The sequence below is a fragment of the Streptomyces griseoviridis genome (assembly GCF_005222485.1).
GTDB lineage: Bacteria > Actinomycetota > Actinomycetes > Streptomycetales > Streptomycetaceae > Streptomyces > Streptomyces hintoniae.
In genome coordinates, this window is sequence record NZ_CP029078.1 from 4,720,045 (window position 1) to 4,738,802 (window position 18,758).

At 74.2% G+C, this 18,758-nt stretch carries 14 protein-coding genes and 1 pseudogene; 7 read left to right on the forward strand and 8 right to left on the reverse strand.

Translation table 11 applies throughout. The features are described from left to right. Positions 1-30 precede the first annotated feature (30 nt). Both metG and DDJ31_RS20185 read right to left on the reverse strand, forming a co-directional pair. Positions 31-1,752: a methionine--tRNA ligase gene (gene metG, locus DDJ31_RS20180; RefSeq protein ID WP_127178909.1), complete on the reverse strand. Its 1,722-nt coding sequence runs from the start codon at positions 1,750-1,752 to the stop codon at positions 31-33. Positions 1,753-1,912: 160 nt separating this feature from the next. Beyond that, a complete protein-coding gene (locus tag DDJ31_RS20185; protein ID WP_346656278.1) occupies positions 1,913-3,271 on the reverse strand; it encodes a VWA domain-containing protein in 1,359 nt (452 codons plus the stop codon). Positions 3,272-4,120: 849 nt separating this feature from the next. Here DDJ31_RS20185 and DDJ31_RS20190 point away from each other — a divergent pair. Then, positions 4,121-6,211 (forward strand): PhoX family protein, encoded by a 2,091-nt coding sequence (locus tag DDJ31_RS20190; RefSeq protein WP_127178907.1) that lies wholly within the window; start codon positions 4,121-4,123, stop codon positions 6,209-6,211. Between the two features lie 185 nt (positions 6,212-6,396). Here the strand turns inward: DDJ31_RS20190 and DDJ31_RS20195 are convergent, their stop codons facing one another. After that, positions 6,397-7,350 carry a LysR family transcriptional regulator gene (locus DDJ31_RS20195; RefSeq protein ID WP_127178906.1) on the reverse strand — a complete coding sequence of 318 codons (954 nt, stop codon included), beginning with the start codon at positions 7,348-7,350 and terminating at the stop codon, positions 6,397-6,399. 196 nt (positions 7,351-7,546) lie between these two features. Here DDJ31_RS20195 and snpA point away from each other — a divergent pair, with 196 nt between their 5' ends. Then, positions 7,547-8,209, forward strand: coding sequence for a snapalysin (gene snpA / locus DDJ31_RS20200; protein ID WP_127178905.1), 663 nt, complete (start codon positions 7,547-7,549; stop codon positions 8,207-8,209). Positions 8,210-8,351: 142 nt separating this feature from the next. Here the strand turns inward: snpA and DDJ31_RS20205 are convergent, their stop codons facing one another. Both DDJ31_RS20205 and DDJ31_RS20210 read right to left on the reverse strand, forming a co-directional pair. Then, positions 8,352-10,400: an FUSC family protein gene (locus tag DDJ31_RS20205; RefSeq protein WP_127178904.1), complete on the reverse strand. Its 2,049-nt coding sequence runs from the start codon at positions 10,398-10,400 to the stop codon at positions 8,352-8,354. A gap of 261 nt (positions 10,401-10,661) precedes the next feature. Beyond that, a pseudogene (locus DDJ31_RS20210) lies at positions 10,662-11,537 on the reverse strand (hypothetical protein); the annotation flags it as partial. Positions 11,538-11,770: 233 nt separating this feature from the next. On the opposite strand from DDJ31_RS20210, the gene DDJ31_RS20215 reads away from it, so the two are divergent. Then, positions 11,771-12,400: an SH3 domain-containing protein gene (locus DDJ31_RS20215; protein WP_127178903.1), complete on the forward strand. Its 630-nt coding sequence runs from the start codon at positions 11,771-11,773 to the stop codon at positions 12,398-12,400. Between the two features lie 74 nt (positions 12,401-12,474). Here the strand turns inward: DDJ31_RS20215 and DDJ31_RS20220 are convergent, their stop codons facing one another. Further along, the gene (locus DDJ31_RS20220; protein WP_240678136.1) at positions 12,475-12,933 is read right to left on the reverse strand and encodes a hypothetical protein; all 459 of its coding nucleotides are present in this window, start codon (positions 12,931-12,933) and stop codon (positions 12,475-12,477) included. A gap of 263 nt (positions 12,934-13,196) precedes the next feature. On the opposite strand from DDJ31_RS20220, the gene DDJ31_RS20225 reads away from it, so the two are divergent. Together DDJ31_RS20225 and DDJ31_RS20230 are read left to right on the forward strand one after the other, a co-directional pair. Beyond that, positions 13,197-14,372 carry a PP2C family protein-serine/threonine phosphatase gene (locus DDJ31_RS20225; RefSeq protein ID WP_240678413.1) on the forward strand — a complete coding sequence of 392 codons (1,176 nt, stop codon included), beginning with the start codon at positions 13,197-13,199 and terminating at the stop codon, positions 14,370-14,372. A gap of 68 nt (positions 14,373-14,440) precedes the next feature. Beyond that, entirely contained in the window at positions 14,441-15,496 is a 1,056-nt protein-coding gene (locus DDJ31_RS20230; RefSeq protein ID WP_127178902.1) for a hypothetical protein, read from the forward strand. A gap of 87 nt (positions 15,497-15,583) precedes the next feature. Here DDJ31_RS20230 and DDJ31_RS20235 read toward each other — a convergent pair whose 3' ends face one another. After that, positions 15,584-15,736, reverse strand: a complete 153-nt coding sequence (locus DDJ31_RS20235; RefSeq protein WP_164784930.1) for a hypothetical protein — start codon at positions 15,734-15,736, stop codon at positions 15,584-15,586. Positions 15,737-15,834: 98 nt separating this feature from the next. On the opposite strand from DDJ31_RS20235, the gene DDJ31_RS20240 reads away from it, so the two are divergent. Then, the gene (locus DDJ31_RS20240) at positions 15,835-17,178 is read left to right on the forward strand and encodes a helix-turn-helix domain-containing protein (RefSeq protein ID WP_127178901.1); all 1,344 of its coding nucleotides are present in this window, start codon (positions 15,835-15,837) and stop codon (positions 17,176-17,178) included. A 115-nt stretch (positions 17,179-17,293) separates the two neighbouring features. On the opposite strand, the gene DDJ31_RS20245 is transcribed toward DDJ31_RS20240, so the two are convergent. After that, complete coding sequence (locus DDJ31_RS20245; protein ID WP_127178900.1) at positions 17,294-18,202, reverse strand: NADP-dependent oxidoreductase; 909 nt, start codon at positions 18,200-18,202, stop codon at positions 17,294-17,296. 194 nt (positions 18,203-18,396) lie between these two features. Here DDJ31_RS20245 and DDJ31_RS20250 point away from each other — a divergent pair, with 194 nt between their 5' ends. Next, the gene (locus DDJ31_RS20250; RefSeq protein WP_127178899.1) at positions 18,397-18,753 is read left to right on the forward strand and encodes a MerR family transcriptional regulator; all 357 of its coding nucleotides are present in this window, start codon (positions 18,397-18,399) and stop codon (positions 18,751-18,753) included. Positions 18,754-18,758 lie beyond the last annotated feature (5 nt).

Sequence of the window (18,758 nt, forward strand, 5' to 3'; positions counted from 1 at the left end):
CCTCCCGGGCCCTCACCCTGATCTACGGCGTCACGCCGCCGGCTCGCCGCCGAAGCGCTCCTTGTACGCCGCCAGGTCGTCGTCCGTCAGCTTCGCGAACAGGACCGGCGGGACCGTGAACGGGATGCCCGGCGTCAGCGTCGTCAAGGTCTTCGCCTCCTCCCGCGTCACCCACGTCGCCTCGTCCTCGGGGAGCGCGAACGCCGCGCGCATCGCCTTCGACGACGTCGGGATCAGCGGCTCGGAGACCACCGCGTACAGGTGGATCAGGTTCATCGCCGTCCGCAGCGTCAGCGCCGCCGCGTCCTTGTCCGTCTTGATCTCCAGCCACGGCGCCTTCTCCTCCAGGTAGGAGTTGCCCGCCGACCACAGCGCCCGCAGCGCCGACGCCGCCTTGCGGAACTGGAGCGCCGCCATCTGCTCCTCGTACTCCGCGAGCAGCCGCGCGATCTCCTCGCCGAGGCGTGTCTCCGCCTCGCCCGCCGTGCCGCCCGCCGGGACCTCGTCGCCGAAGCGCTTCTTCGAGAACGACAGCACCCGGTTCACGAAGTTGCCCAGCGTGTCCGCCAGGTCCTTGTTCACCGTCGCCGTGAAGTGCTCCCACGTGAACGACGAGTCGTCCGACTCCGGCGCGTTCGCGATCAGGAAGTACCGCCAGTAGTCCGCGGGCAGCACGTCGAGCGCCTGGTCGGTGAAGACGCCCCGCTTCTGCGACGTCGAGAACTTGCCGCCGTAGTACGTCAGCCAGTTGAACGCCTTGACGTAGTCGACCATCTTCCACGGCTCACGCACCCCCAGCTCCGTCGCCGGGAACATCACCGTGTGGAACGGGACGTTGTCCTTCGCCATGAACTCCGTGTACCGGACGTCCCCGGCCGCCTCGCCGTACCACCACGACTTCCAGTCACGGTTCTCCGGGTCCTCGTCCGACCACTCCTTCGTCGCCGCGATGTACTCGATCGGGGCGTCGAACCAGACGTAGAACACCTTGCCCTCGGCCGCCAGCTCCGGCCAGGTGTCCGCCGGGACCGGCACACCCCAGTCCAGGTCGCGGGTGATGGCGCGGTCGTGCAGGCCCTCCGTCAGCCACTTGCGGGCGATCGACGACGCGAGCTGCGGCCAGTCCGCCTCGTGCCTCGCCACCCACTCCTCGACCTCGACCTGAAGCTTCGACTGGAGCAGGAACAGGTGCTTCGTCTCCCTGACCTCCAGGTCCGTCGAGCCGGAGATCGCCGAACGCGGGTTGATCAGGTCCGTCGGGTCGAGCACCCGCGTGCAGTTCTCGCACTGGTCGCCGCGCGCCTTGTCGTAGCCGCAGTGCGGGCAGGTGCCCTCGACGTAGCGGTCCGGGAGGAAACGGCCGTCCGCCGGGGAGTACACCTGGCGGATCGCCCGCTCCTCGATGAACCCGTTCTCGTGCAGCCGGCGCGCGAAGTGCTGCGTGATGTCGACGTTCTGCGGGGACGAGCTGCGACCGAAATAATCGAACGCCAGAGCGAAGCCGTCGTAGACCGCCTTCTGCGCGCCGTGCGCGGTGGCGCAGAACTCCGCCACCGGCACGCCATGCTCCTTCGCGGCCAGCTCCGCGGGGGTGCCGTGCTCGTCCGTCGCGCAGATGTAGAGGACGTCGTGGCCGCGCTGGCGGAGGTACCTGGCGTACACGTCCGCCGGGAGCATGGACCCCACCATGTTGCCCAGGTGCTTGATTCCGTTGATGTACGGAAGGGCGCTGGTGATGAGGTGTCGAGCCATCGTGGCTGCTCCCAGGTCGGTCGTTCGGCGCACGTCGTGGACGTGAGAGACGGCGAACGGAGACTAGATACGAACCTTGAAATCGTATCCGACACGGCTGAGCCGCCCGCCTCCCCTTTTAGCGGGTGGGACGCGGGCGGCTCAGGCGGGACGGGGAGGGTTACGGGCGCCAGCCCGCCAGGATGCCCTCGTACAGCTCCGCGTCGGTCAGCTCCCGCGGGGTCGGGCCCGCGTGGAAGAACGACGTGTTCGGCGTCTTCAGCCTGCGGAGGTAGTCGAACGCCTTGTTGTCGTGCTCGCCGAACCCGACGAACGAGAAGAACAGCGCCGGGTGGTTCTTCGCCGCCTCCGTGAGCGACTGGGTCGCCGGGGTCTTCGCGTCCGGTGCGCCGTCCGTCTGGAACACCACGAGCGCGGGGGTTTCGGGGGTCGGGCGGTGCTTCTCGTGGTGCGCGACGACCGCCTCGACGGCCGAGTGGTAGCTCGTGCGGCCCATCCTCCCGAGGGAGGCGTGCAGAACGTCGATCTTGTTGTCGTGGTCCGTCAGGCTGAGGTCGGCGGTGCCGTCCAGCTCGGTGGAGAAGAAGACGACGTGGACGGGGGTGTCGTTGCCCGGGTCGAGGTGGGCGGCGAGGGCGAGGGTCTGCTCGGCGAGGGCCTGGGCGGAGCCGTCCCTGTAGTACGGGCGCATGGACGCGGAGCGGTCCAGGACGAGGTAGACGGTGGCGCGGGCGGCGGGGCGCGCGGCGAGCGCGGCCCCGGCGGCGGTGTAGGCGGTGAGGAGGGTGGGGGGCACCGCCCCGACGGCTCCACCTTCGGCGACCGGGGGCGCGGCCGGGGCGACAGGGGGCGCGGCCGGGGGTGCGACGGGGGGTGCGGCCAGGGTGGCGGTGGGGGCGGTCTCGGTCGCGGGCACGGGTGAGACCGGCTCGGGCGCGACCTCGGTTGCGATCGGCTCGGGCTCCGCCGCGACCGGCTCCGCCTCGACGGCCGGTTCGGCCACCGGCGCGGGCGCGGGCTCTGCGACGACGGGCTCGGGCTCCGCCTCCGCGACGACGGGCTCGGCGGGCGTCTCGCTCACCGGCTCGGGCGTCACCTCGGCCTCGGGGGCCGATTCCGTGACCGTCTCGACGGGGGCTTCCGCCACCGGCTCGGCCGCCACCTCGGGCTCGGCCTCGACGACCGGAGCGGCCGCCGTCTCCGTCTCGGCGACGGGCTCGGCCTCGACCTTCTCCTCCGCGACCGGCTCGGTCTCGGGCTCCGCGATGGGCTCCGCGACGGGCTCCGCCTGAGCCTCGGACACCGGCTCAGCCTCGACGACCGGCTCGGCAGCCTCCTTCTCGACGACCGGCGCGGCCTCGGCCACCGGCTCCTCGACGACCGGCTCAGCCGCAGCGTCCGCCGCGACGACCGGCTCAGCCTCGATCACAGGCTCCGTCTCGACGACCGGCTCAGCCGCAACCGTCGTCGGCTCGACCGTCACCGGCTCCTCGACCTCGGTCTCCGCGACCTCAGCCACCGGCGTCTCAGTCACCGGCGCCTCAGCCACCGGGCCGGCAGCCTCGGCCACCGGCTCCTCAGCCACCGGCGTCTCAACCACCGGGCCGGCAGCCTCGGCCACCGGCTCCTCAGCCACCGGCGTCTCAACCACCGGGCCGGCAGCCTCGGCCACCGGTTCCTCAGCCACCGGCTCCTCAGCCACCGGCTCCTCAGCCACCGGCTCCTCGGCCTCGGTCCTGGCCTCGACCGCAGTCTCGGGTGTCTCCGCCCGGGCCTCCGTTACCTCTTCCCCCGTGGCCGGTGACGTGTCCGTGCCCCCCGTCCCCTCCTCCGACGTCGTCGGCCTCGGGACCGTCACGTTGGCGAAGGCCGCCGTGACCAGGTCGTGTTCGTCGTCCCGTTGTTCCGGGACCGTCGGTGAGGTCGGGGCCTCCGCCTGGGTGGCCGGATTCGGTTCCTTGGACGGGGCGGGGACTGTCGGAGTCGCCGGGGACTCTGAGGCCGGCGTCTGCGAAGAGGTACGGTCCGCACCCTCCGCCTCGGCGTCACGCCCCTTGCGTGACCTGCCGAACGCGTTCCGCAGGAGAGTGAGAATGCCCATGTGCGCAACCCTTCGCGTGAGTTGAAGCCCGTCGATCGCAGGCCAGGCGCGTGCGTGGAAGCACGTCAATCGCTGGCCAGGACGGATACGTAAGGTTAGCGGCCCGAGATGGGGATCTTGGGTAGGGGCGGGAAGCCCATGCGGCTGATCTGTCAACACCTCCACAGATCCCCGGGGTTCACCCCTCGTTCATCCTGGCGCCGCGCCCCCGCTCCTGCGCCCCCTTACCGTCACGCCCATACCAAGGGATCGCAAGGGGAGAGTAAAGTGCGCAAGCCGCTGCCGCTGATCGGAACGCCGTCCGCTTCCCACCCGGGCGGGCGCTCCGCGCTGACCTGCCGTTTCCGGTGTGGTGACGCCTGTTTCCAGGAGGTGCCCAACACCACGTCCAACGCCTACGTCGGCGATGTCATCGCCGGTGCCATCGGCCGCCGTTCGATGATGCGGGCCGCCGCCGCGGTCACCGTCGTCGCCGCGGCCGGGTCCGCGACGGTCGCCGGGGCGCGGCCCGCCACCGCCGCCACCGCCGACTCCGTGGCCGGTTCCGGCGCCCGGAAGAAACCCGGGCACGGGTCCAGGGCCGCCCGCGGGCTGCGGTTCGACGCCGTCGCCCCCAACACCGCCGACGCCGTCACCGTCCCGGACGGGTACCGGCAGAACGTCGTCGTCCGCTGGGGCGACCCCATCCTGCGCGGGGCGCCCGCCTTCGACCCGGAGAAGCAGACCGCCGCCTCCCAGGCCGGGCAGTTCGGGTACAACAACGACTTCCTCGCGCTGCTGCCGGTTCCCGGCGAGCGGCACCGGCAGCTCCTCGTCGCCAACCACGAGTACACCGACGAGGTCCTGATGTTCCGCGGCTACGACCCCGAGAACCCGACCCGGCAGCAGGTCGAGGTCGGCTGGGCCGCGCACGGTCTCGGTGTCGTGGTGGTGGAGGAGGACCGCAGGACCGGCGCGCTCACCGCCGTCCCCCGGCACCACCTCAACCGGCGGGTCACCGCCACCACCGAGTTCCGGCTGACCGGGCCCGCCGCCGGGTCCCCGCTGCTGCGCACCTCCGCCGACCCGACCGGGCGCAAGGTCCTCGGCACCCTCAACAACTGCTCGGGCGGCACCACCCCGTGGGGCACCACCCTGCACGGCGAGGAGAACTTCAACCAGTACTTCGCCCACGGCACCCGGGCCACCGACAAGCGGTACGGGCTCGGCACCGGCGCCACCGAGCGGAAGTGGGAGCGGTTCGACAAGCGGTTCGACGTCGGCCAGGAGCCCAACGAGTCGCACCGGTTCGGGTACGTCGTCGAACTCGACCCCTACGACCCGCACTCCACGCCCCGCAAGCGCACCGCGCTGGGCCGCTTCAAGCACGAGGGCGCGACCGTGCGGCTCACCGACGACGGCCGGCCCGTCGTCTACACCGGTGACGACGAGCGCTTCGACTACTTCTACAAGTTCGTCGGCAGCAAGCGGATGAAGAAGGGCTCGTCACGGGCCGTCCGCGAGCACAACCTCTCGCTGCTCGACGAGGGCACCCTCTATGTGGCCCGCCTCACCGGCGACTCCCCCGCCATCGAGATCGACGGGAGCGGGAAGCTGCCCGCCGACGGCGAGTTCGACGGGAGCGGCGAGTGGATCCCGCTCGCCACCGCGACCTCGCGCGGGGCCGTCTCGCACGTCGCCGGGATGTCCGCCGACGAGGTCTTCGTCTTCACCCGGCTCGCCGGTGACAAGGTCGGCGCCACCAAGATGGACCGGCCCGAGGACATCGAGCCGTCGCCCGTCACCGGCAAGGTCTACGTCGCCCTCACCAACAACACCAACCGCGGGGTCGGCGCCAACGCCCCCGCCGACGAGGCCAACCCGCGCAACGCCAACAAGCACGGGCACATCCTGGAGCTGACCGAGCACCGGGGCCGCGCCGACAGCACCCGGTTCGGCTGGTCCCTCTTCCTCGTCGCGGGCGACCCCGACGACCCGTCCACCTACTTCGCCGGGTTCCCGAAGGACGCCGTCAGCCCCATCTCCTGCCCCGACAACGTCGCCTTCGACCCGCACGGCAACCTGTGGATCTCCACCGACGGCAACCAACTCGGCTCCCACGACGGCCTGTTCGGCGTCGCCACCCGGGGCGAGCGGCGCGGCGAGCTGAAGCAGTTCCTGACCGTGCCGACCGGCGCCGAGACCTGCGGTCCGCTGGTCCAAGGCCGGCGGGTGCTGGTGGCCGTGCAGCACCCGGGGGAGATCGCCGGGGCCACCGTCGAGAAGCCCGCGAGCGCCTGGCCCGACGGCCCCGGCAAGATCGTCCGCCCCGCCGTCGTCGCCGTCTGGCGCAAGGACGGGGAGGACATCGGGGTCTGAAACGGCTGAGCGGTCACCCGGCCGACTCCCCGCCCCGGGCTCCCCGGGGCTCCCCCCGGGGGGCTCCTTCCCCGGCCGCCCCCGGTCGGCACCCGGCCGCCCCCCGGCCATCCCCCGGCCGTCCCCCCTGCGTCCCCCCGGCGTCCCCGATCCTCTCCCGCGGCGCGTGCGTGCCTGCGCCCGTCCTACGAGAGGACCGGGGTCGGGGCGGGTGCCGGGGTCGGTCTTCCCTCTCTTTCCAGCCACTCGCGGTACGCGGGAGCCAGCCGTGCCGCCTCCCAGTACGCCTCCTCCAGGGCCGGCAGCGCGCCCTCCAGGTCCGTCTCCGTGCGGGCCGCGAGCAGCAGCCGCACGCCCAGCGGGTCGCCGTGCAGCCGGCGGACGGCCATGTCCGCGCGCGGCAGGCACGACGGCTGGCAGACGGTGACCACCTCGCCGGTCGCGACCAGCGCGGCGGCGGTGTGGTAATCGCCGTGCAGCACCGGCGGGTTGATGCCGGCCGCGCGGAACATCCGCTGCACCGCGTCCCACTCGCCGTCCACCGTCGGGTCGATCATCCAGCGGTCCCCGGCCAGGTCACGGACGTCGACCACCGGGGCGGCCGTCGTCGGGTGGTCGGCCGGCAGGGACACGAACTGCGGCTCCCGGCCGACCAGCACCCGCAGCCGCAGCCCCTCGGGGACGCGCAGCGGCGTGCCCTCGACCTCGTGCACGAACGCCACGTCGAGCTGGCCGTCGGCGACCATGTGGAGCAGGACGTTCGGAGAAACGTTCATGTGCAGGTTCGGTTCCTGGCCGCGGGCGCGCAGCCGGCGCAGCCAGCCCGCCAGCGCGCGGCTCGCGGTGGAGCCCACGCGCAGCTCGGTCCCGCCGGTCGCGCACGCCCTCGCCTCGCTCACCAGGGCGCGCATTTCGGCCACCAGCGGGCGGGCCCGGCTCAGCACCAGGCGGCCCAGCGGGGTGGGGCGGCAGCCGGTGCGGGCGCGGGCGAACAGGGTGCCGCCAAGCTCCTGTTCGATACGGCGCAACTGGGTGCTCAACGACGGCTGGGCCACGCCCAGTTGGCGGGCCGCCCGGTGCAGACTCCCGGTGTCGGCGATGGCGCACAGCGCGCGAAGGTGCCTCACCTCAAGCTCCATACGGCCGGAGCGTAAAGCGGAATCACAGGTTTCACCAGATGGGCAAAACCCCTTCAGCGGGGGCGAATCGGGGTGCGGGTCACCGGCGGGCCCGGCGGTGATACGCCCGTGCTATCGCCGGTTGCCATCATCACAGCCGCCCGCCTGGCGCCGAAACTCCTCGGTGACGACTCACCCCCCACCCTAGGAGTCATCGATGCGTACGTCCGTCTCCCGCAGCGCCCTCGCTCTCGGCGTCAGCCTCGGACTCGCCGCTCTCGGCGCCGCCGTTCCCGCCTCCGCCGCCCCCGCGCCGCAGGCCGCCTCCGCCGTCAGCGGGTACACCGGTTCCGCCGCCGAGTCCAAGGACAACCAGGCGTTCTTCGAGGCCGTCCTGAAGTCGGTCGCCGAGAAGCGCGCCGCCAACCCGACCTCGGCCGCCGCCGTGACCGTCGTCTACAACGCTTCGAGCGCGCCGTCGTTCAGCGCGGTGATAGCCCGTTCCACGCAGATCTGGAACAGCGCGGTCACCAACGTGAAGCTCCAGGCCGGCACCGCGTCCAACGCCGACTTCAGCTACCGCGAGGGCAACGACTCCCGCGGCTCGTACGCGTCCACCAACGGGCACGGCAGCGGCTACGTCTTCCTCGACTACGCGCAGAACCAGCAGTACGACTCGACCCGCGTGACCGCCCACGAGACCGGGCACGTGCTCGGTCTTCCCGACCACTACTCGGGTCCGTGCAGCGAGCTGATGTCCGGTGGCGGCCCCGGCACCTCCTGCACCAACTCGAGCCCGAACGCCGCCGAGCGGGCCCGCGTCAACCAGCTGTGGGCCAACGGTCTCGCGGCGGCGATGGAGAAGGCGCTCGCGAAGTAGCCACCTCGTCCGTGCGCCGGGCCCGCTGAGCGACCGCGGCCCGCACACGCCACCACCCCCCACACGGTGCGGCCCGCCCTCCTGCACAGGGCGGGCCGCACCCGTGCGCGCGGCTCCGGGCTCGGGGCGGCGCGGTGGCCGGTCAGCGCGGGGACGCCACCGCCCGCGCCGCGGCCACCTCCTGGCGCAGCGGTTCGAGGACGCTGTCGGCAGGACCCGTGAGGTCGGCGCGGACCCCGACGAGCACCGCCGACCTGCGGATGCCCTCGGTCAACTCCCTGATGTGCGCGATCACGTGCTCGACCTCCGCCGGGTCGGGCGGCGGCGCGCCGTGCCCGACCCGTACCCGGGCCGCGGTCGTCGCGTCCACGATCCGCTCCACCGCCACCACCAGCGGCCACCAGGCCGCCGCCCGGCGCCCGGTGGGCGGCGGTTCGGTCAGGGCGCGCTGGAACTCCGTGCGGACGACGGAGAGATCGCGGTAGATGCGGCGCCGCATCCGGGCGCGGGCGGCCGGTTCGGTGCCGTCGCCGAACGCCGAGGCGACATAGCGCGCGGTGTCCTCGACGGCGTCCGCGAGCCGGGTGCCGACCCGGGTGTGCCAGCTCTCCGGCCACAGCAGGTACCCGGCGACCAGCGCGATGGCGCACCCCGTCAGGGAGTCCAGCAGTCGGGGCAGGATCAGCCCGGTGCCCTGGTGGTTGAGGTTGTCCGACAGGAGCAGGATCACCGGGGTGATCGCGGCCGTCTGGTAGCCGTATCCGCGCGGGGTGAGCGCCGGGATCAGCGGGGCGAGCACCAGCAGCACCGCCAGGTCCCACCAGCCGCGCTGCACCTGGGAGAGGACGGCGGCCGCGACCACGAGCCCGGCGACCGTGCCCACGGCGCGCAGCAGGGCGCGGGAGAAGACCGAGCCGAGGTCGGGCTTCAGGACGAACGTGATGGTGAGCGCCACCCAGTAGGAGCGCGGCACCGGGACCGTCGACACCAGCACCTGCGCGATGCCCACGCAGAGCGCGAGCCGCAGCCCGTAGCGCCAGGACGCCCCGGACAGGGCGACGTCGCGGGCGGCGCGGGCGGCGCGGACACCGAGCGCGGCGGGGCGGCCGAGCCGGTCGTCGATGGCCTGCGGGTCGATGTCGGGGGTGGCGACCACCTCGGCGGCGTGCCGCAGCGCGTGGTCGACGGCCCGGGTGGCCTCCGAGGTGGGCGCGGGCAGCCGCAGTTCCACGGCTGCGACGGCGGCGACGGCCGCGGTGGGGCCCGCGGCGACCGCGTCGGCGAGTCCGCGCACCGCCGCCGGGATCGCCTCGGGCAGCGGACGGCCGCTGAGCCGGGCGGCGGGCGCGGCCTCCACGACCGGCGTGATCGCGTTCAACTGGGCGAGCAGGCGCGTCAGTTCGGGGCTGCGGCCGTGGTGGCGCGCACGCCTGGCCAGGATCAGGTCGTAGGACTGGTTCAGGGAGCGGGTGACGGCGTGCCGGGCGGCGTCGTAGGCGTCGGGGGCGTCCGGGGCGTCGGGAAGGTCCCGGCCGCCGGGACTCCCGGTGCTTCCGGCGTTCCCGGTGCTCCCGGAGCCGTCCGGACCGCCGGGGCTGGCGCTGTCGTGGGCCGCGAGCAGGTCGGCGACCGCCCGGTAGGTGTCGGCGACCGCCGCCCGTTCCGGCACCCCTGACCGCAGCGGCCAGGCCAGCAGCGCGAGCAGCAGCACCAGCAGCCCGCCGCCCGCCATCAGGACCGGCGCCGCCCACCAGGCCCCCGGCAGCGGCAGGCCCGCGCCGATCACCGCGTTGAGCAGGAGCAGCAGCCCGGAGACGGAGGCGACGGCGCCGATCGACGAGATCATCCCGGAGACGAGCGCGACGGCGGTGAGCGTGCCGACGGTGACCCAGCCGTGCCCGTACGTCAGCGCGCCGAGCGTCACGCCGACCGCGCCGAGAAGTTGCGGGACGGCGATGTTCAGGATGCGCATCCGGTACGCGTCGGCGGTGTCGCTGATGACCCCGGAGAGGGCTCCCATGGACGCCAGCGCCCCGTAGGCGGGCTCCCCGACGGCGAGTCCGACGGCCAGCGGCAGCGTCATCGCCACGGCGGCCCGTACGACGGCGGCCCGGTTGACGGCGGCCCGCTGCGGCCGAAGGGTGCGCAGCAGCCAGGCGGGCGGCGCGAGACCGGCGAACTCGGGGGGCATGCGGTGCGCCGGCGGCGGTCAGGTGGCCGTCGGCGGCTCGCCCGGGGGCGCGACCGTCATCTGCGGGGACGACGGCGGTGCGGACGAGGAAGGGGAGGCCATCGACGACGACGGCGATGACGATGGCGCCGGCGATGGCGATGTCGACGGCGAGAGGGGAGGGGCTGCCATCGGGTCGACGAGACCGGTGGGGGTGGTGGGAGCGGTGGGGTGAGCGGGAGCGGGGGAGGGAGTGGGAGCAGGGGAAGGGGTGGGGGCGGTCGCGACGGCGGGGCCTGGCGGGGCGGCCGGGCCGGGCGGGGTGGGGGGGACCCGGCGTCTGGTCAGCCAGGTGGTGAGGGCCGCCAGCAGGCCCAGGGCGACCAGGATCCAGGACGCCTGGCGCAGCGTCGTCGTGAGGGCGTCGTAGACGGCTCCCGCCGCCGGGCGGTGGGTCTCCTCCGGGAGGTCGGCCAGGGTCAGGCTGCGGCCGACCGCCACCGCCACGCCGAGGAACGCGCCGCCGAGCGCCGTGCCCAGCGCGGTCGCGGTGACCGCCCGGCGCCGGCAGGCGGCGACCGCGATCCCGGCGGCGGCGAGGACGACCGCCGCGAGCGGCAGCCAGAAACCCGCGACCTCCAGGAGCCTGAAGCCCTTGCGGAACCGGTCGAGCCGGTCGGCGGGCAGCACCGCGACCGCCGTGTGCTGCACCGGGATGCGGTTGGCCAACGGCATGTGGTCGTCGGTGAGTTGGCGTTTGACCTGGGCGGTGACCGGCGCCAGGTCCACCGTCACGTCCCGCTCGCGTCCGTCGCGCAGGGCGGTCAGCACCGCGTCGTGGACGGCCCGGTTGGCGGCGTCCCAGGCGGCCCGGAACGCGGCGGTCCTGGTGAAGGAGGCGACCGCGTCGTGGACGAAGGGCCGCACGGTGCCCCGTATCGGGCGGACGTCGGCCCGGTCGTCGACCTCGTCCATGATGCCGTCACCGACCGTGTCCGCGACGACGGCCCGGACCGCCGGGTCCCCGGCCAGCGGCGCCATCGCCGTGACGTAGCTGCCGGTGTCGGCGAGCCCGTACGCGGCCCACGCGGCGAGCGCGCCGCAGGGCGCGAGGAGACACGCGACGGCGATCAGCGTCGCCGAGAGGGCGCCGCGCACTCGGGTGGAGCCGGCGGGACGTGGGGGCACCCTCCCAGGCAAGACCCCCCGGGCGGTCCGTGCGAGCGGGATGACTGCATCTGGCCGCACAGGTCGGCCCGAACGGGGGCACGGTCGGTGCCGCCCGTGCCCCCGAACCGGCCCCGAGCTGCGGGTTCTTCGCCACGATCGGCCTTCGGGTGGAGGGTTGCCCCGAACGGGTGTTTCCTTGTGCTGGGAGAAGGAGGCTGATCATGCGCACCACTCCAGCCCTGCGGATTCTGACCGCGGCCCTGCTCACGGGCGGCGCCTTCGCCGCCGCCGCGGCGGGCACCACGGCATCGGCGGCGCCCGCGCCGGCCCACGCCGACGGACACGACTCTTCCTATCGGGACGACGACCACGGGGACCGTTGGGACCGCGGTGACCGCGGTGACGGGAACGACCGGGGTGATCGCGGCGGGCGCGGCGGCCCGGTCTGGGGCACCGTCGTCTCCCGCGCGGGCGGCGAGGTGCGGACCGGGCCCTCCGTCCACTCCCGGGTCGTCGACCGGCTCTCGCCCGGCAGCGAGGACCGGATCCAGTGCACCTCCAGGGGCCAGAGCCTGAACGGGAACTCCTCCTGGTACTGGATGGTCGGCGCGCGGGGCTGGGTGAACGCCGGCTCCATCGACACGCACGGCCGGTGGGTGTCGAGCTGCGACGACCCGTGTCCGCGGTGGCGGGACGGGGACGGCGGCCGGGACCGCGGCACCGACCGGGGCGACCGGGGCGACCAGGGCCGGCGGGACGGCTCCTGGGCCGGGTCGGGCTCCGGCTCCTGGAGCGCCTCCGCCTCGGGATCGTGGAGCTGGAGCGACGCGGGCGGCTCGTCGTCCTGGTGAGCGCACCGGGCGCCACCGCACGGGGAAGGGCCCCGGCGATCCGTCGCCGGGGCCCCTCCATGTGCGCGGGACGGTCAGCGGACGCGGTTGCCGACGGCGTCCTCGCGCGTGTAGTAGCGGTAGAAGAAGACGCCGAAGACGGCCGCGGTGACCGCGACGCCCAGGCCCGCGCTGCTCAGCACCGACGCGCCGGTCTGGCTGTAGAGGAAGCCCACCGAGGCGCCCGCGAACGCCGACTTCACCAGCGAGTGCAGTTCGCGCTTGAGCAGCGGCGCGAACCTCGCCACCGCGAGGCAGAGCACGATGAACGCGATCGCCGTCACGAAGCCGAACAGGACGTTCCAGCCGGTGATGGGACCGCCGTCACGGCGGTTGGCCGCCGCCCAGAGGCCGTAGACGAGGCCGAGGACGACGGGGATGCCGTACCGGGCCGCCCGGTGGACCTGACCGTTGAACACGTCGGGCAGTCCGTTCACGCCGACGCCGGTGCCGAAACCGCGCCGTCCACCGGGTGCGGGTGCCGCATGAGCCATGAGAGCTCTCCTCTCGCTCCTTCGCCCCCGTCTACCAGAGCACACCTGGTGACCGGCTCAGGCAAGTCGGCACCCGAACCTGTGAGGTCGGAAACGGAAGTGCCGTGGACGGCGCGCGACGGCCCGGCCGGTCGCATACTGAGGCCGTGAGCGGTACGGGCACCGGCCGGGAGGTCGCGGACGCCGACGAAGGACGGCCGACGACCCACGACGGGCGTGCCGGGCACGCGCTGCGCCCCGTGGCCGGCCGGCGCCGTACGGTCATCGACCGGCTGCCCGGCGGCGCGGAGGAGAACGAGCTGACCCGGCACCGCCCGCTGCGGGTGCGCGGCCGCAGCCTCGCCTGGGTGCCGCCGGTCCTGCTGCTGACGCTGATCGCGCTGATCGACTGGAACACCACGGGCGAGTTCCGGATCATCTCCTGGATCGTGCTGGTGCCCGGCATCGCCGCCGCGATCTGCGGGGTCCTCGGCACCGCCGTCATCGCCGTCCTCTCCCTCTGCGTCTACTTCCTCGTCGACAACGCCTGGCCCGGCCAGTACCAGGCCGGCTGGCCCGACTTCGTGCTGGTCGCCCTCGGCGGCATCCTCGCCTGCCTGGCCTGCGCGGTCCGGGTGCGCGGCGAACGCCGGATGCTGCACATGCGGGACATCGCCGAGACCACCCGCCGCACCGTGCTGCGCCCCATCCCGCCGGGGCTCGGCGGCCTCGACCACGCGGCCGTCTACCTCGCCGCCGACAGCGAGGCCCGGGTCGGCGGCGACTTCTACGACATCCAGCCGAGCCCGCACGGCACCCGGGTCCTGCTCGGCGACGTCCAGGGCAAGGGCCTGGCCGCCGTCGAGGCCGCCGCCGCGCTGCTCGGCACGTTCCGGGAGGCCGGCTACCACGAGAAGGACCTCGCGACGGTCGCCGCCCGGCTGGAACTGCGCATGCTGCGCCACCGCGGCCACACCGCCGCCCTCGGCCGCGAGGACGGCGACCGGTTCGCCACCGCCGTCCTCCTCGACTTCCCGCGCGGCGAGCCCGACGTCGTCGACGTGATGGTGTTCGGACACGATCCGCCGCTGCTGGTCGGCCCGGACGGGGTACGGCCGCTCGCGCCGGGCGACGGGCTCCCGCTCGGCCTCGGCGAACTCACCCGTGACGGGCTGCCCTCGGTGCGCCGGGTGCGCCTCGGGCCGGGCGAGACCCTGCTGCTGACCACCGACGGGGTGACCGAGGCGCGGGACGCCGAGGGCCGGTTCTATCCGCTCACCGCCGAGGTCGCGGGCGCCGTCGCCGCCGACCCGCGGGCCGCGGAACCGCGCCGGCTGGTGGCCTGGGTCAGGGACCGCACCCTGCGGCACTGCCGGGGGCGGCTGGCCGACGACACCACGGTCTTCGCGGTCCGCAGAGGTGATGAACCGTTCCTCGGGGAGGGACGTTTGCAGTCCTGAGACCCACCTTTGCAGCAGCAGCGGTTACGGTGCTGCCGTACGTGATCGACGGGGGATGGGGAGGGAACATGCCCGGAACCGTGCTGCTGCTCGCCGCCGCACCGGTCGGCAGGGGCTGTCTGGTGGACGCCGCGTCCGTGCTTCCCGTCCTGGCGGCGGTGGAGCCCGCCGTGCTGTCGGGGACCGAGACCGCGAACGTCGTGGAGCTGGCCGACCCGCTGGAGCCGCAGGCCGTCCTGACCCGGCTGCGGGCCGCCGCGACCGCGCCGGGGCCGCTCACCGTGTTCGTCGCGGGACAGCTCCAGCTCGACCGCAGACAACGGCTCCCGCATCTCGCGCTAGCCCGCACCACGCCCGCCACCGTCCGCTACACCGCCCTGCCCTGGCACTGGATCCGCGAGGAGCTGCGGCTGCGCCCGCCCGGCGCCACCAGCCTCGTCCTCGACCTGCACGCCGACGCCGAGACCTGGCAGTGGCTGCGCTCGCACCCGCTCGACAGCGGGCACCACCACACCGTCCACGGGCGGATCGCGCCGCCGCCCGGCCGCCGCGCCGTCGCCGCGCCCACCTACCTGAAGGCCGTCGCGACGATCCTGCGCAGCGGTCACCGGCCGCCGCTCGACGAGCTGCACCAGCAGGCGCTGCTGCGGATCGCGGACGAGCCGCCCGGTCTTGTGCTGGCCGGCGGCGGGCCCGCGGCTGACGACCCGCACGCCGTGATCTCCGCCGCCGTCCAGGCCGGCCGGCACGGCGAGGCGGAGTCGCTCGCCGCCCGGTACGAGCAGGCCGCCGCGCGCACCCACGGGCCGGGTTCCGAGCCGGTCCTGCACTGGAGCGAGGTCCGCGCGGACCTCGCGATGCTCGCGGGCGACCCGGCGCGCAGCTGCCGGGTCTGGCTCTCGGTGGCCGACGCCAGGCTCGCGGCGGGGCAGCCGGTGGACGCGCCGGCCGTGGAGGCGGCCGTCGACCGCGCCCACCACCAGTGGGGCCAGGTCGGGGAACCGGCCGCCGCCCGCGAACTCGGCCTCGCGCTCGCCGCGCTGCGCTCCCGGGTGCCGGGCCGCCGGGAGGGCGCCCTCGACCACGTCCAGCGCCAGTTGCGGCAGTTGCAGACGCAGGGGTGACGCCCGGCGGGCCGCGCGAGCGTCCCCGTACGGGTGGTGCGACCCGCCCTCCCGGCCGTCAACCCCGGCCGCCGGTGCCCCCGTCCGTCACCGGGCGTGGTGTGTCTGCTGTACGTTGCTGGTCCGCCGCTCGTCCACGGCTCTCGCCGGGACGGCGTTGGCGGCCAGGATCAGCGTGACCACGGCGACGACGGCCGCGCAGAGTCCTCGGGCGTAACGCTCGGAGATGTGTCGGAGCACGGCAACCTCTCAACAGCGTTGTATTAAACCCACTTAAGACGCCGTTTAACCTAAAGGCAGTCGAGGGTCAACAGCAAGAGGGCCAGGGGGAGTTGGGGATGTCCGAGCGTGACGACCCGGGAACCATCGGGCGAAGGGTCCAGCAACTGCGCGCGGAACGGGGGCTGACCCAACGCCAGTTGGCCGAGCCCGCCTACACGCCCGCCTACATCTCCACCCTGGAGGCCGGCCGGGTCCGCGCCTCCGAGGACGCGCTGCGGCACATCGCCGAACGGCTCGGCGTCGCCTACGAGGAACTGGCCACAGGGCGCCCCGCCCACCTCGCCACCGGCCTGCGGCTGCGACTGACCGAGGCGCAGCGCACCCTCGCCGCCGGGGAGACCGCGCAGGCCACCGAGCAGTACACCGCCCTGCTCGCGGAGGCCAGGGAGCACGCGCTGCCCGAGGCCGAGGCCGCCGCGCTGCTCGGACTCGGCGAGTGCGCCCTCGACACCGGGGAACTCGCCGCCGCCCGCCAGTACTTCGAGCGCACCGAGGACGCCCTCGCCGACGCGCCGCTGCCCGCCCGGGTACCCGCCCTGCGCGGCCGGGCCGTCTCCCACTACCTCGCGGGTGAACTCCGGTACGCCGTCTACCTGCTGGAGTCCACCCTCGACGAGCTGAACCGCGCCGGGCTGCACGACCCGGACGCGCTGCTGCTGCTCTACGCCAGCATCATCGGCCCCTACATGGACATGGGCGCGCACGCCCGCGCCGCCCAGGCGGCCGAGTTCGCGCTCACCCTCGCCCCGCAGGCGGGCGACCCCGCGCTGGTCGCCCGGATGCACCGCTCGGTCGCCCGCACCCTGCTCGCCGAGGGCCGGGTCGCCGAGGCCGACGCCTCCCTCGCGAAGGCCGCCGAGCTGTACCGCACCCTCCAACTGCGCACCGAACTCGCCAACTGCCACTGGATGCGCGGCTACGTGTACGCCCAGAACGGCGAACTGAAGCGCGCCGAGGAGGAGTTGCGCAAGGCCCTGGCCATGCTGGCGGCCGGCCGCGCCGCCCTCTACGGCAGCCAGGCCGCCGTCGAACTCGCCGACGTGCTGCACCGGCGCGGCAAGTCGGAGGAGGCCGCGGAGCTGCTGCGCGACGTGCTCAGCGACCTCAGCCCCGAGCGCGGCGCCCTGCACGCCGCCGCCGCGCACCGGCTGCTCGGCATCATCGCCGAGGACGCCCGGGACACCGAGTCCGCCGAGGAGCACTACGTCCGCGCGCTCAGCCTGCTGGAACGGGCGGGCGCGGTCGGTGACCTGGCCGACCTGTGCCGCCTCCTCGGCGACCTGCTGCGCCGCACCGGCCGGGTGGAGGCGGCCCTCGACGCCTACCGCACGGGCCTGCGCCACCGCACGGCCCCCGGCACCACCACCCTCGGCCCGGCCCCCGCCCAGCCACCCCTGTGACGGCCCGCCCGACGGTCACCGGGACCGGCGCGCCGGGGACCGGCCCGCCCCCGGACCAGGGGCCCGGCCCCGGTGCGGGCCTGCTCCGGGCCCGTCGCGGATCCGCCCAGCCTCCTCAGAGGCGGATCACGATCTTCCCTCGGGTGCGCCCGCGCTCGGCGTCCGCGTGGGCGTCGGCGATCCGCTCCAGCGGGTAGGTCCGCTCGATACGGGGTGTGTAGCGGCCCTGCCCGCCCAGGTCCGCCGCCGCGGCCAGGAGCGCCGAGTCGTTGACCGCGTTGGCCACCCGGGTGCCGAGGCGCTGCCCGCCCGCGTGGTCGGCGACCGTCGCGACGCGCTCCGGGTCGCCCGCGATGGCGACCAGGTCGTCGAGCGAGCCGGAGGCCGCGGTGTCGAGCACGAGGTCGACGCCGTGCGGAGCGAGCGTGGTGAGGCGCTCCGCGAGGCCGGGGCCGTAGGTGGTGGGAACGGCGCCGAGAGAGGCGAGGAACGCGTGGTTGCGTTCACTGGCCGTCCCGATCACGGCGGCGGCGCCGCGGGCCACGGCGATCTCGACCGCCGCGCTGCCCACGCCCCCGGCGGCGCCCTCGACGAGGAGGGTGCGCCCCGCGAGGGGGCCGAGCGCGGCGAGCCCGCCCAGCGCCGTCACGGAGGCGAGACCCGCGCCCGCGGCCTGCTCGTCGCTCCACGTCGCCGGGGTGTGCGCCCAGGCCGAGAGGACGAACAGCTCGGCGCTCGCGCCGGTGACACCGCCGAGGCCGAAGACCCGGTCGCCGACGCTCACGCCCCGCACCCCGTCGCCGATCTCGTCGACCACCCCGGCGGCGTCGCGGCCGGGGATGCCGGGCAGATCCACCGGGAAGACCTGCCGCAGGGCGCCGGAGCGCAGCTTCCAGTCGATGGGATTGACGCCGGCCGCCGCGACCCTGACCCGGATCTCACCGGGTCCCGGGTGCGGTTCCGGGGCCTGCTCGATCACCAGGTTCTCCGCTCCGCCGTAGGCGTGGAAACGGGCTGCGCGCATGATGGTCTGCCTCACGTCGATGGGCCGGAATGACCTGTTCGTCCCGGCGCTCGCCACTGTAGAACCTGACGTCGACGTGAGATGCAAGCCGCAACCGCCGCTCGCCGGGCCGCCGTGGCCGCCCCGGAGCCCGGGTTGCTAGCCTGAACCTGACGTGAACGTGAGGTATGAGCGGCAAGGGAGTGACCTGCGGCATGCGCATCGGACAGCTCGCCAGGCGGTCGGGGGTCAGCGTGCGGGCCCTGCGCTACTACGAGGAACAGCGGCTCCTGGAGTCGGCGCGGACGCCCGGTGGGCAGCGTGACTACCCCGACGAGGCACTCGAACGGGTCCAGCTCATCCAGGACCTCTACGCGGCCGGCCTCTCCAGCCGTACCGTCGTCGAACTCCTGCCGTGCGTGAGCACCGGAGTCGCCACCCCCGCCATGCTCGATCGGCTCATCGTCGAACGCGACCGCATCGCCGCCCGCATCCAGGACCTGACCCGGGCCGAGACCAGACTCGCCCGCGTCATCGAGAACGTGACCGCGGCGAAGGTGGTGCGGGACTGACCGAC